Origin of the sequence: Litchfieldia alkalitelluris, assembly GCF_002153425.1 — a bacterium.
GTDB classification, from domain to species: domain Bacteria; phylum Bacillota; class Bacilli; order Bacillales; family Salisediminibacteriaceae; genus Evansella; species Evansella alkalicola.
In genome coordinates this window covers 2,253,679-2,267,623 of the sequence record NZ_KZ119600.1, presented here as the reverse complement: position 1 = coordinate 2,267,623, position 13,945 = coordinate 2,253,679, and the positions used below count along the sequence as shown (strand labels likewise).

8 protein-coding genes are annotated in these 13,945 nt (G+C 36.3%); 2 read left to right on the top strand and 6 right to left on the bottom strand.

Features of this window, described 5'->3' with window-relative positions; translation table 11 throughout:
• Window positions 1-24 precede the first annotated feature (24 nt).
• A complete protein-coding gene (gene pepF, locus BW724_RS10850; RefSeq protein WP_088075241.1) occupies window positions 25-1,830 on the top strand; it encodes an oligoendopeptidase F in 1,806 nt (601 codons plus the stop codon).
• 61 nt (window positions 1,831-1,891) lie between these two features.
• Here the strand turns inward: pepF and BW724_RS10845 are convergent, their stop codons facing one another.
• The gene (locus BW724_RS10845; RefSeq protein WP_176371378.1) at window positions 1,892-2,323 is read right to left on the bottom strand and encodes a ferritin-like domain-containing protein; all 432 of its coding nucleotides are present in this window, start codon (window positions 2,321-2,323) and stop codon (window positions 1,892-1,894) included.
• 136 nt (window positions 2,324-2,459) lie between these two features.
• Between BW724_RS10845 and BW724_RS10840 the strand changes: the two genes are divergently transcribed.
• On the top strand, window positions 2,460-4,061 hold the full coding sequence (locus tag BW724_RS10840) for an ABC-F family ATP-binding cassette domain-containing protein (protein ID WP_088075239.1): 1,602 nt from the start codon (window positions 2,460-2,462) through the stop codon (window positions 4,059-4,061).
• A 72-nt stretch (window positions 4,062-4,133) separates the two neighbouring features.
• Here the strand turns inward: BW724_RS10840 and BW724_RS10835 are convergent, their stop codons facing one another.
• The 5 genes from BW724_RS10835 to addB form a co-directional block, all read right to left on the bottom strand.
• A complete protein-coding gene (locus tag BW724_RS10835) occupies window positions 4,134-4,460 on the bottom strand; it encodes a DUF952 domain-containing protein (RefSeq protein WP_176371377.1) in 327 nt (108 codons plus the stop codon).
• 141 nt (window positions 4,461-4,601) lie between these two features.
• Window positions 4,602-5,882: an isocitrate lyase gene (gene aceA / locus BW724_RS10830; RefSeq protein WP_088075237.1), complete on the bottom strand. Its 1,281-nt coding sequence runs from the start codon at window positions 5,880-5,882 to the stop codon at window positions 4,602-4,604.
• A gap of 207 nt (window positions 5,883-6,089) precedes the next feature.
• Window positions 6,090-6,257, bottom strand: coding sequence for a hypothetical protein (locus BW724_RS23605; RefSeq protein ID WP_176371376.1), 168 nt, complete (start codon window positions 6,255-6,257; stop codon window positions 6,090-6,092).
• A 328-nt stretch (window positions 6,258-6,585) separates the two neighbouring features.
• A complete protein-coding gene (gene addA, locus BW724_RS10825; RefSeq protein ID WP_088075236.1) occupies window positions 6,586-10,317 on the bottom strand; it encodes a helicase-exonuclease AddAB subunit AddA in 3,732 nt (1,243 codons plus the stop codon).
• Window positions 10,304-13,807: a helicase-exonuclease AddAB subunit AddB gene (gene addB, locus BW724_RS10820; RefSeq protein WP_088075235.1), complete on the bottom strand. Its 3,504-nt coding sequence runs from the start codon at window positions 13,805-13,807 to the stop codon at window positions 10,304-10,306. The genes addA and addB overlap by 14 nt, the downstream gene beginning before the upstream one ends.
• Window positions 13,808-13,945: the final 138 nt, after the last annotated feature.

Sequence of the window (13,945 nt, the reverse complement as noted above, 5' to 3'; positions counted from 1 at the left end):
TATTAAAATAAGGGAGATGATACGATGCCTAGTGGTCTAACAAAAAGACAAGATATACCTAAAGAAGAAACTTGGAAAATTGAGGATTTATTTACGACAGTCCAAGACTGGATGACAGAATTAGAATCAATCGAAAATTCAATAACCAGTGTTGTTGAATATAAAGGAACTTTCCATGAAAGTGCTGAAAACTTATTTAAATGTTTTGAGGCACAAGAAAAGTTGAAAGAAAGGGTTGTACTTGTTGCCACTTATGCAAACTTAAAAATGGCTGAAGACGGCACGAATCCAGATTCACAAAAAAACTACGCCCTAATGATGTCTGTAGTAACAAAATTAAATAGTGCTACTTCTTTTATTGAGTCGGAAGTACTAACTTTATCAAAGGACAAAATAAAAGAATACTTTGCAGAATTACCTGAACTTAAGAATTATCAAATCCCTATTAACGATATTTTAGCTAAAAAAGCTCATTCTTTATCTGCAGAAACTGAAGAAGCACTTGCAGCTCTTGGCGAACTTCATGGTGCACCATACAAAATTTATTCAGCAAGTAAATCATCTGACATGACCTTTGATGTATTTTTAGATGATAAAGGGCAAAAGACTCCCCTTTCATTCGCCAAATTTGAAGATCAGTATGAAATCTCACCAAACACTCGTGAACGAAGGAATGCGTATCATTCGTTTGTAAACACATTAAAAAAATACGAAAATACATATGCAACTGTATATGCAACTGAAGTGAAGAAGCAAGTTACTATGGCTAAATTAAGAAATTATGAGTCAGCTACAGATATGCTTTTACACCCACAAAAGGTCAACAAGCAAATGTACGAAAATCAGTTAGATATTATTTATAATGAGTTGGCACCGCACATGCAAAAATTTGTCAAGCTGAAAAAACGATTATTAGGTCTAGATACAATGAAGTTTTGTGATCTAAAAGCTCCATTAGATCCTGAGTTTCAACCTGAAACAACTTATGAAAAAGTGTCTGAAATAATTATTGAGGCTCTCGGTGTAATGGGAACTGAATATACAGAGATGATAAAAAAGGGATTATCTGAAAGATGGGTAGATCGAGCTGATAATATTGGTAAAATGACAGGAGCTTTTTGTTCAAGTCCATATGGCTCACACCCCTATATCCTAATGACATGGAAAGATACTATGAGAGGTGCTTTTATACTCGCACACGAACTAGGACATGCTGGTCACTTCTACCTTGCAAACAAACATCAGCGTATCGCGGATACTAGACCATCACTTTACTTTATTGAAGCTCCCTCAACAATAAATGAGTTGTTACTGGCCAACCATTTAATGGAAAAATCAAATAGCAATCAAATGAAACGTTGGGTGATCCTTCAACTACTTGGGACTTATTATCATAACTTTGTAACTCATTTACTTGAAGGGGAATTTCAAAGAAGAGTTTATTCCCATGCTGAAGAAGGAAAACCCCTAACTGCATCTGTTTTAACTGGATTAAAACGTGACGTTTTATCTGGATTCTGGGGTGATGCTGTTGAATTGGATGAGGCAGCGGGACTCACGTGGATGAGACAACCACATTACTACATGGGGTTATACCCGTACACTTACTCTGCAGGACTAACTGCCTCTACAGCAGTGGCTAAACGAATAAAAGAGGAAGGTCAGCCTGTCGTTGACCGTTGGTTAGAAGTGTTAAAGGCTGGTGGTACGATGGAGCCCCTTGAACTAATGAACCATGCAGGAGTCGATATGTCTAACCCAGATACAATTCGAGAAGCTGTCGCTTATGTAGGATCATTAATTGATGAATTAGAAAACAGCTATACTTAGTAACCAAAAGAAACAAAGGCGTGGAGAATGTGTTCTCTATGCCTTTGTTTCTTAAATATATCTATCGAATTGTTAAATAGGACAGAAACCATACTGCGTGTTGTTGCTCATCTGCAGCGGCCCTTCGAAATATCCTTCTCATATAAGCTTGTGGAGCTTTATCGGATAGATCCAAATAGAAATCTGTTGACTTTTGTTCACTTTCAAATGCCTTAAGTAATGCAATCCTATAATTATCAGGGCATGTTTCCAACAACTCTGGAGTATATTGATGACCAGTCAACGCAGTAAATATTTGTGAAAATTGTTCGTAATGCTTCAACTCATCTTCACGTATTTCGAGTATTTGCTCCATTTCTTTTTTGTTCGAAGCCTGCTTAGCCATTTTTTCATAGCATTGTATTGCACTATATTCACCATCAATGGCATTTTGTAAGTCCGTTATAAATTGACTCATATCTCCATTCATAGATTGATTCATTGAAGAATACATAAACATGTCTCCTTTCCCTTCACCTTATACAATAATATATGCCGTAGCTTTAGGCCTGTGACGACAACAACCCTCGTCTTTCTTTCATTTCCATGTTATAATTTCAAAGACATTACATGAAGAGGATGAGAAATAAATGATTACAGTAACAAATGTTAGCTTACGATTTGGAGATCGAAAGCTTTTTGAAGATGTAAATATTAAATTTACGCCAGGTAACTGCTATGGTTTGATCGGTGCAAATGGTGCTGGTAAATCCACATTCATAAAGATTTTATCAGGGGAGCTTGACTCTCAATCTGGTGACGTGCATATGCCTTCAGGACAAAGAATGGCCGTTTTAAAACAAAACCATTTCGAGTATGAAGATCATGTTGTTCTAGATGTTGTTATGATGGGACATAAACGCTTGTATGAAGTGATGAATGAGAAAAATGAGATTTATATGAAAGCTGATTTTTCAGATGAAGATGGTATGCGTGCAGCAGAACTTGAAGGCGAGTTTGCAGAAATAAATGGATACGAAGCTGAATCTGATGCTGCCATCCTCTTAAAAGGTCTTGGAATTGGTGAGGACCTCCATCAAAAGAAAATGGCAGAACTTTCTGGTAATGAAAAGGTAAAAGTTTTACTTGCACAAGCTCTTTTCGGTAATCCTGATGTTTTATTATTGGACGAGCCTACTAACCACCTTGATATTGAAGCAATCCAATGGTTAGAAGAATTCTTAATTAACTTTGAAAACACAGTTATAGTTGTATCACATGACCGTCACTTTTTAAATAAGGTGTGTACACATATTGCCGATTTAGATTTCGGAAAAATTCAAGTTTATGTAGGGAACTATGACTTCTGGTACGAGTCAAGTCAACTTGCCCTTCGTATGGCTCAAGAACAGAATAAAAAGAAGGAAGAAAAAATTAAAGAGCTTCAGGCTTTCGTAGCCCGATTTAGTGCAAATGCTTCAAAATCGAAACAAGCTACTTCTCGAAAGAAGCTTCTTGACAAAATAGAGTTAGATGATATTAAACCATCATCTCGTAAATATCCTTATGTACATTTTAAGCCTGAACGAGAAATTGGTAATGATCTACTTACCGTAGAAGGTTTAACAAAAACAATTGATGGCGTGAAGATTCTTGATAATGTAAGTTTTGTATTAAATAAAGATGATAAAGTTGCCCTTGTTGGTACAAGAGACATTGCGAAAACAACTTTATTAAAAATTCTAGCTGGTGAAATGGAGCCTGACAGTGGAAGTTATAAATGGGGTATTACAACTTCACAATCTTATTTCCCTAAAGATAACGCCAAGTATTTTGAAGGCTGTGAATTGGATTTAGTAGATTGGCTTCGCCAGTACTCTCCTGAAGACCAAACTGAGACTTTCCTACGTGGTTTCCTAGGGAGAATGCTTTTCTCTGGAGAAGAAGCTAAGAAGAAGGCAAGCGTACTTTCTGGAGGGGAAAAGGTTCGCTGTATGCTTTCAAAAATGATGTTGAGTGGAGCTAATGTTCTAATGCTTGATGATCCAACTAATCACCTTGATTTAGAGTCCATCACCGCTTTAAATAATGGGCTAATCAATTTTAAAGGAGCAATCATTTTCACTTCACACGACCATCAGTTTAATCAATCCATTGCGAACAGAGTGATTGAAATTCAAGAATCTGGTGTCTTCGATAAAGAAATTTCATATGATGAATACGTTGAAATGAAGACAGCAAAGAAAAAATAAATGACAGAGTAAAAAAAGGTGCTCTAGCTAATATTAAGGCTAGAGCACTTTGTATGGATTGGAAAAGACTATTTATGATAATTTTTGAATTGCTCCTATCCCTTTATATACGCTCACTTCTTTAATTGCATTTAAATTAATATGACCATAAACATGAGGATATAATTTACCAGACTCAGTTGTATCCTCTAAAACAACTAAACTCTCTAATTCATGAGAGTATATTTTCAAAAGAATGATATCCCCTTCTTCTTTTAAAAGTACAGTGTCCCCCTCACTGTGTAACTGCTCCTCTGTCAAGCAGTGAATATAACCTTTTTTATCAAGTTCTTCAGGCCAATATACTCCTTCACCTTTAGCTCGTTCCCATTCTTTCATAGATAATAAATGATATATCATTTTATAAACTCCCCCAATCATTTTATCTGTTTGTATTATAAAATGATTGGAGGAAAAAATGAATTACTTTTCAGCTATATCATTATTTTTACTGTCTAAATGTTACAATCCTATGAACACAAGACTAATTGCTTGAATTTTTTAGCTAGTAAATTGTTCTTCTTCTGTTGAACCAGTCAATGCAGTTGTCGATGATGTTCCACCAGATATGATTGTTGATACTGCATCAAAGTATCCAGTTCCCACTTCCCTTTGATGTTTTGTAGCTGTATATCCGTCCTTCTCGCTAATAAATTCTGCTTCTTGAAGTCTAGAATAAGCTGTCATGCCACTTTCGTTGTAACCTTTTGCAAGTTGGAACATGCTGTGATTAAGTGCATGGAATCCAGCCAAAGTAACAAACTGAAACTTGTAACCCATTTTACTAAGCTCATCTTGGAATCGAGAAATTGTAACATCATCTAACTTTTTCTTCCAATTAAATGAAGGCGAACAGTTATAAGCCAATAGTTTCCCTGGATATTTTGCATGAATCGCTTCAGCAAATTGCCTAGCTTCATCAAGATTCGGTTCAGCTGTTTCACACCAAATCATGTCCGCATATGGAGCGTAAGCCAATCCTCTATGAATAGCTTGCTCAATACCTTCATTTGTACGATAAAAACCTTCTACCGTTCTTTCATCACGAATAAACGCGCGATCGTATTCATCTACATCACTAGTAATTAGATTAGCAGCATTTGCATCTGTTCTAGCAATGATTATCGTTGGAACCCCCATTACATCAGCTGCTAATCTTGCAGATATTAAGTTACCTATTGCCTGTTGTGTTGGTAGTAATACCTTTCCACCAAGGTGACCACATTTTTTTTCAGAAGACAATTGATCTTCAAAGTGAACTGCTGCAGCACCAGCTTCGATCATGTTCTTCATAAGCTCAAACACATTTAGTGTTCCGCCAAATCCAGCTTCTGCATCTGCTACAATTGGAACAAACCAGTCTCTTTTTGCCCCACCTTCACTGTGCTCAATTTGATCAGCACGTGTAAGTGCTTGATTTATACGCTTAACTACATGTGGAACACTTGTAGCTGGATATAAACTTTGATCAGGATACATCTGTCCTGAAAGATTTGCATCAGCAGCAACTTGCCAACCACTCAAGTAGATAGCTCTTAAGCCAGCCTTCACTTGCTGCATTGCCTGATTTCCTGTTAATGCCCCCAATGCTTTTACATAATCATCTTTTTCATTAACCATAGACCAAAGTTTTTCAGCACCTCGACGAGCCAATGTATGCTCAACCATAAGAGATCCCCTTAATTTATAAACATCCTTCGGGGAATAAGGACGAGTTATCCCTTCCCATCTCGGTCTAGACCATTCCATTTCAATTTCTTGTAAAACTTGATTTTCATTCATATTATTGCACCCCTTTTATATTATTTATTAGCCTATGAGTTAGGCTATTGCACACATTAACAGATTCATTTTTATAAATTTATATCTATTAGGCTAGAAAACTACATATCTGATAGATATAGCCCCCCTGTAATACAACAATTAAACTTTGATAAAAATGTTTTCTCCTTATAGATTTCAAGGTAACTGTCCCATAACACAAATTTATTAATCTATCCTTCCACTCCCTGCACATTGATAACAATGAACGATCCCAGTTCCTTCGCAATGGTCACACCTTTCTGACATTTCCCCATTACTCATTTTGTACATAGAACCACTGTGGCATTTTTGACAACCGACTTCCCCATTACCGCTACACTTTTCACAATTCATCTGTATCTTCCTCCTAATTTAATAATAAAGTTCCAATTACTGTTATAGATTAGTTATTGTTCCAAAGTCACATCCGATTCATTGTGTTATAATACAGTAATGAACATGTTTCGTATTATATAACAGTATTTTTTTTAATTCAACCCCTTTTTAAAAAATAAATTTCTAAATATTTTATTTTTTTAATAATTGGAGAATGAAATGCTTGATATTAAGCTAGAAACTGCATATTAAATGCCTATCAAAGCGGAATAAAAAACCTTAAGGAAAATTCCCTAAGGTTCATTTTAATCTTTCGCTATAGATTAAATTAGTAATCAGAGTCCCCTCATTCCATTTCTAGTACGTGTCCACCATCAAAGAAATATAGGTAAGCCTGATCAATTTTTTCACGCCATATTGTTTCCAATGCTTGTCGGTATAATGACAACTGAATACCATATCGCTCTTTAAATACTTCTTTCGCCTCATCGAAACCACCAGCAAACTTCCCATCAATTGTGTCAGTTTTGTAATCAAGAAGAACTAATTTACCTTCTTCATCTTCAAAAACACAGTCGATAACACCTTGAATTAAAACTATATTATCTTCATTACCAACCCATGTTGCATAAGCTTTGGAAGCAGGAATGCCTAAGCTAAATGGTATTTCACGCTCTACCCAATTGGCTTTGAGCAAGCGCAAACCTATCTTTGTTTCAAAGAAAGCCGAGATTTTTTCGACATTAACTACTTCAGCCTGTTCCTTTGTTAATAGTTCCTGGATAATCATCGAGTTTATCTTCTCTTTAATACTTTCTTTCGTTGGTTTTTCATCAATAGATAGGTGTTGCATGATCGTATGCATAACTGTACCAATTTCTGTTGCACTTAAAGATTTCTCTTGTAAAAACTTTGGTCTGTCTGCAAACTTTGACTGAAAACCAGAAATAAATTGCTTTTCACTGTAATCATCATTTAGCTCTTGCTTTAACTCACTAACCGTCTGTTTTGAGCGATGAATTGCTGCATTTTCAAAGTCATATTTCCATGACAATCTTGCTTCAATTAATTCCCTTTTATCACTACCAAATGGAACTGGCTCCATCTTAACGATAGAATCCTCTATTGAGCCTCCCATCTGTTCGGTCTTCTCATTGGATAATTGTAATTCATCCTGTTCTACAAATGTAAGTGACCACTTCGATGGATCTTCTCGAACAGCTTCACATACAGACTTATTAGACTCTCCTCCATTAAAAAATTGAACGGAGGTATTATGCCTTAATACTGCAGGTCCTACCCAGTCTAAGAAACTGTTTGCTTTTTGACGGTCTACTGCAGGGAGTAGCCATTGATCTTCGCCTACAAATTCTTTCCACTTCTCCAAGCTTTTTTCCCCTTCATTTACGGTACCAATAAGGATAAGCTTCTCCTTTGCACGTGTCAATGCTACGTAAAGAACACGCATCTCTTCTGCTAATGTTTCTAAATGCATTCTCTTTTTAATAGCTAGTTGTGGCAATGAAGGATAGGTAACCCTTAACTTAGGATCAATATATTTAGAACCAAATCCTAAATCTTTATGCAATAAATATGAGGAGTGAAGATCTTGCATATTAAACTTTTTATTCATTCCAGCTACAAAGACGACGGGAAATTCTAGACCTTTACTTTTATGGATAGTCATAATTCTTACAACATCTTCTTGCTCCCCAAGTGCTCGTGCTGTCCCAAGATCATCTCCTCTTTCCTGCATTCTTTCAATAAAGCGCAGAAATCGGAAAAGACCTCTAAAGGACGTTGTTTCATAAGCCCTAGCTCTATCGTATAAGGCGCGTAAGTTTGCCTGTCTTTGTTTTCCACCAGGCATTCCACCAACATAATCAAAGTAACCTGTTTCACGATACAATTCCCAGATTAATTCAGATAAAGATCCAGATCTTGCCTTCGTTCTCCACTTCTCCACTTTAGTGATAAAGTCTTTCGCTTTTAGCCGTATTTCTTCATCTGGTGAATCTTCCGCTGTTATCTTTAAAGCATCGTAATAAGTACCATGTTTATCCATAATTCGGACGTGGGCCAGTTTTCTTTCGTCAAAGTGATAGATTGGGGAACGTAGAACCGAAGCAAGGGGGATATCTTGATAAGGATTATCAATAACCCTTAAAAGTGACATCATTACTTGTACTTCTACTGCCTCAAAATAACCTTTTGACAATTCTGCATAAATTGGTATACCCTCTTTTTTACACTCTTCCATGATGGTTGCAGCCCAAGGCATGGAACGCATGAGAATAACAATATCCCGATATGTTATTGGTCGTGTTTTTTTTATATTTTTGTCATATACGGGATATTCTTCTTTTATCAGTTTCTTGATTTGACTAATCATATATCTTGTTTCCATCTGAGAGGTTTCTAAATCTTCTTCTAATGTAATCTGTTCATCCCCTGGTTCCTGTATTGCTAAAGGCTTACCCTTGTTTATAACAGCAAGCTCTGTTTCTAAACCACCTTGTTCAGGATAGTCTTTATTGCCTAGTCTCAATTCAGCGTCTTCATCGTATGAAATTTCACCTACAGTTTCGTCCATAATTTGACGAAAAATATAGTTTGTACTATCTAGCACTTCTTTTCTACTCCGAAAATTTTTCGCTAAATCAATACGCCAACCAGGTCCATCTCCTTCTTTTGTAAAGAGTTTATATTTTGACAGGAACAGGGAAGGTTCCGCAAGTCGGAATTTATAAATACTTTGCTTTACATCACCCACCATAAAGAGGTTACTTCCATTGGATATTAGTTTCAATATCGTCTCTTGTACATGATTTGTATCTTGGTATTCGTCCACAAGTACTTCCACTAGGTGATCTTGAAATTCATTTGCGTTTTTAGTCGGAAGCCATGTTCCTGTTTTTACATTTTCATTACCTAATATAGATAATGACAAGTGCTCTAAATCATTGAAATCCAACACTGCTTTCTCTCTCTTCTCTTCCATATATCGTTTAGAGAAATTTTTTACTAGATCTACTATCATCTCTACTGTGGGAGCCATTTCTTTAAGCTCTTGTAGCATTGTGTTAGGCGCTTTATTAAATAGTTCCTTTTTAATTCCCTCAACTAGTTTTTTTGCCTGCTCCCGAAGATTTTTAGCCCGCTCCTTTAATTCTTCGTTAACCAGTTCTTTTTTGGAAATCGACTTCAACCTTCCAAAAAGACTGATACTTTGAAATAGATCATACATTTCCGACCAAGAAGACGCACTTAATAGGGATTTCACTGCAACCAGGTCTTCTTCGAAGTTTTCGCCATATTTCCCTGGTCCGTCTGGTTCTTTCGTGATATCCATTCCCTTTTCTAACCAAGAAATGGCTCCATTTAGTTGAAGTTTCACGTCCGATAATAATTCCTCTGACCAAGGTAACTCCTCAATTTGATGAACATCATCAAGTGTGTATGTTTGTACCATTTCATCAAGCCAAGCATCAGGTGATGGGTGTGATCGAGAGAAGTCGTATAGTTTACGAATAAGCTGTCTTAATGCATCATCCGTTCGATCTCCACTGTATTTATCAACTACCTCAAAGAAAACCTCGTTGTTGTCTTTTCCGTATTCCTCTTCAAATAAATCATCGATAATTTCCTCACGAATTAATTCACCTTCTGTGGCATCCAATAATCGAAATTTCGGGTCAACTTGTACTTCATAATAAAACTGGCGTATTACTTTCATACAAAAAGAATGCAATGTAGATATATTTGCACGATTTAGTAAGGAAAGCTGTTTCCTTAAGTGCATAGAACTTGGGTTACTTTTCAATTCTTTTTCAATTGCTTCTCCGATTCTGTTTCTCATTTCTGCAGCTGCAGCATTAGTGAAGGTAACAACAAGTAATCTATCTACATCCACTTGATTTTCTGGATCTACAATTTTGCGGATAATTCTCTCAACTAATACTGCAGTTTTACCACTACCAGCAGCAGCAGCAACAAGTATATTGTTACCTACAGCGTCAATTGCCTTCCACTGATCATCTGTCCAAAGAGCTCCTTCTGGCTTTTTATTTATCTTCAACCTTAGAACCTCCTTCTTCACGGATTATCGTTAATATCTCTTCATCCTTCAATTTGGGTACTGTACGATATTCATTTATTTCAGTTGGGTCAAATTGACACACTGGTTTAAATGAACAGAAGGTACAAGCAGTGTGTTGTTTATTTTTCACTGGTTTAATGTCTACTGAACCAGACGTGATAGAGGATCCAATTTCAACTATTTTTTTTCTTAAATACTGTCTTAATGCCTCGTAATCGCTATTTGATATAATCGAGGAACCAGAATAAAATTCTCCATTTTTTTTGAGTCCTGCTGGAATTATATTTGAACGCCCGCCATCAATATTTTCATCCATTAGCCTAGCCACTTCAGGATCTGCAGCAATTAAGCCTTTCATTTTAAATTGTTTAAAAAGCTCCTGCTCTATTTGTTCCAATGTCAACGTTTCCTTTGCTTGCAAAAGTGGATTGTGAACATGGAAATATAAAACACCAGCAGGAGATGCCTTTGTCCCTAGCCAGTTTTCAGAAAAGGTGATTACAACATCTAAATAAATCAACATTTGTAAGGCAAGTCCGTAATATACATCCATTAACTGAACGTCTTTCTTGCTAGATTTATAATCTATTATTCTCAGTAAAAGCCCACCATTAGTAGACTGATCTACACGGTCAATTCGACCTACAAGTTCCATCGTACTGCCATTCTCTAATTGGAAGGTTAAGGGTGGCAGCTCCTTTCCTGGACCGAAACCAACCTCTAAACCGACAGGAGAAAAACCAGATACCTTTGATTGGGCAGAAAGAACTGATGAGGCCCTCGCTACCACTTCCTCAAGCTTCTGTTTAATATAATTGTATTTATTTGAACTTAGTAGAATTTCCCTTTGAATCTTTGGTGCTAAATTATTCACAACCTCTTTGGAAAGAGTTTTGCACTCCTCTTTTGTAAGATTTGAAAAGTCGCGTCCATTTTTTCTAAGATGCTCTGCCATTTCTTTAAGCGCAGCATGAAAAAGTGTTCCAACATCAGGAGCCTCCAGTTTATAAGTTTCTCGTTCCTTAAGTTGTAATCCATAGTTGGCAAACTGAGCAAATGGACATGACTGATATTGCTCCATTCTCGATACACTTGTTTGAATATGATTTCCATAAAGTTTTTCTGTCATATCACTTGTTAATTGTTTAGGTTTGTTATTATAAAACAAACTCTTCAGTACCATTTTTGCCTGGTTCTTATAAACAATGGAATCGGCATACCAGTTATATACGTCCCACCAAAATTCTCCGATTGGATATCCTTTCTTCCATGCTTGAAGCTGATATGTTAACATCGACAAACTTTTCCACGGAGTACTAACAAATTGAAGTTGTTCCCCAACAGGTACTTCTGTAGGCTCCTGAAGAGAGAGTCTTTCCTTTAAGTTCGGAAAGAAATCTTTCATTCGTTTTATAACAATGGACGGCTGTAAACTTTTACCCTCGTCATCCGCTAGTGGGTAAGTAAGATAGAGTCTGTCTGAAGGGGTACTCTTTGCCATATAAATAATAAAGTTTTCATTTAAGAGTTGTCTCGTACTCCCTGGAGCTAATGATGTACCACCTTGTTGGAGTAAATCCCTCTCTTCTTCTGAAATAATGCTGCCATCATCAGGTTTTGCAGGAATGACTCCTTCATTAACACCCATAATAAAAGCACACTGAATGTCTGATAATCTCGAACGTTCCATATCAGCTACAATTACTTGATCAAGGGCAGGGGGAATAATTGCAAATTTAATACTTTCAAGTCCTGAATCTAGCATCGTTCGAAACATATCGAAGGAGACTTTTTCGTTTCCTGCCATTTCTACCATTTGGTCTAATAAATCTATTACGGCAGACCAAACTTGATCATGTTCTCGAGATAATCTTAATTCCCCCATCTCTTCAGAAGACTTTCTCATATTTTCAAGTTTCTTAGGCACTTCACATTCCTCTAAAAATAAATACAATGTCTCACATTGTTCTCGTACTGATTTAGCTCGCTTCATTTTTCTTTCAAATTGAATAAGTGGTTCTGTTAATTGTCCACGTAGTTCATTGAGTTCTCTTTCAAATTTCTCTTCCGTTTCCGTTCTCTTCTTTTCTCCATCAGCAGAAGTTCTAACTCTCCGGTATGTCCAAGGTTCTTTTTGATACCACCTATATCCTTGAATTCCATAAGAAAGTACGTAGTTTTCCATTTGGTCCACTCTTTCTCGCATCTGCTTAATCTCCCTATCGATTGGAAAAAGTAAATCTGTTTTAAAACAACGGAAAACAGCTTCATATCTCCAATGGCCATGGATAATTTCAAGGGATGAACGAATAAACTCAATTACAGGATGATTTAACATTGATCGCTTTTCATCCAAAAATAAAGGAATAGAGTAATCCTCAAAAATAGTCTCTAATAAATCTACATAATCACCCATGTTCCTTAAGAGAATAGCTATATTTTGGAACCGATAGTTTTTATCCCTAACAAGATGAAGGATCTCCCGAGCTACACCTTCCACTTCACTCCTACGGTGAACAGCACTGATTATATGAACACCATCAACCTCCTCACTATTTTCTGGAGGACGAGTGTCATAGTTTCTCTCAATATGGGCGATTGCAGGACTATTAAACCGATGCTGTTTTGAAAAAAGAATCGGCTCAGTCACAGAAATATTATTATCTTCACATAAGTCGTTTAATTCTTGAAATGTCTTTGCCGTTTCAAAAAATAGGTCTAACTCATGAATAGGTGCATCTAAATCATACTTTTCCATGGTTAATGCAAATGTTATTTTTGGACAATGTTTCATAAGTTCTACAAGAACAAGATTTTCAAGTGGAGTAAAACTATGAAAACCGTCAACGTATATTTCTGCTTCTCTTAAATAGCTTGATTTTGGTATTTGTTCAGCTAATAATGCTAAGTAATCTTCGGATCCAAGATAATGTTTACTGAGTTCTTGCTCAAAGGCTTCGTATACGACTTTTATGTCGTGTAACTTTTCCTGTAAAACAACTTCTTGTGGGCGTTTATTATCTTTTTTAACCAGGTCATCGTACCGTTCATTAAGATTATCCTGGCTAATATTATATCTTTTCAGTTCCGTGACCATCTGTTCCAATTGATCTATGAAACCATTAGCATTAGCTGAACGGCCAAACACATTAAACGTTCCCTTATTTTGCTCCACAATTTTTCTTAGGAGCATATGAATCCCAGTTTTTTGAAGGTGATATCTAGATACTCCACCTGTTTCTTGCAGAATTCTTAAGGCTAATCTAGAAAAGCTTAATACTTGAACCCTAGTCATCCCACCATTTGATTTCTTTACGAGATTTACTTCTGATTGGAAGGTCATTTGATCTGGAACAAGATAAATAATTGGAGTTCCTTTTGGATCAGACTCTATTTTTTTGATAATGTCATGTAAGATTTGAGTAGTCTTCCCTGCCCCTGTTCTTCCTAAAAGGAATGAGACTGTCATCGTGTCACCTCATTATTAATATTTATACAAACTTAAAGGATGATCCTTTAACACTTGATTTCAATTTATTGGGTTATTATTCGAATCCGTTACTGGTAGACGCTTTTCTCGAAAAAACAAGAAGCTGATTCGTGAAGT

Excerpts from the sequence above, each read along its gene's own strand:
- pepF (WP_088075241.1), top strand. The coding sequence starts at position 25 with ATGCCTAGTGGTCTAACAAAAAGACAAGATATACCTAAAGAAGAAACT.
- BW724_RS10845 (WP_176371378.1), bottom strand. The coding sequence starts at position 2,323 with ATGTATTCTTCAATGAATCAATCTATGAATGGAGATATGAGTCAATTT.
- BW724_RS10840 (WP_088075239.1), top strand. The coding sequence starts at position 2,460 with ATGATTACAGTAACAAATGTTAGCTTACGATTTGGAGATCGAAAGCTT.
- BW724_RS10835 (WP_176371377.1), bottom strand. The coding sequence starts at position 4,460 with ATGATATATCATTTATTATCTATGAAAGAATGGGAACGAGCTAAAGGT.
- aceA (WP_088075237.1), bottom strand. The coding sequence starts at position 5,882 with ATGAATGAAAATCAAGTTTTACAAGAAATTGAAATGGAATGGTCTAGA.
- BW724_RS23605 (WP_176371376.1), bottom strand. The coding sequence starts at position 6,257 with ATGAATTGTGAAAAGTGTAGCGGTAATGGGGAAGTCGGTTGTCAAAAA.
- addB (WP_088075235.1), bottom strand. The coding sequence starts at position 13,807 with ATGACAGTCTCATTCCTTTTAGGAAGAACAGGGGCAGGGAAGACTACT.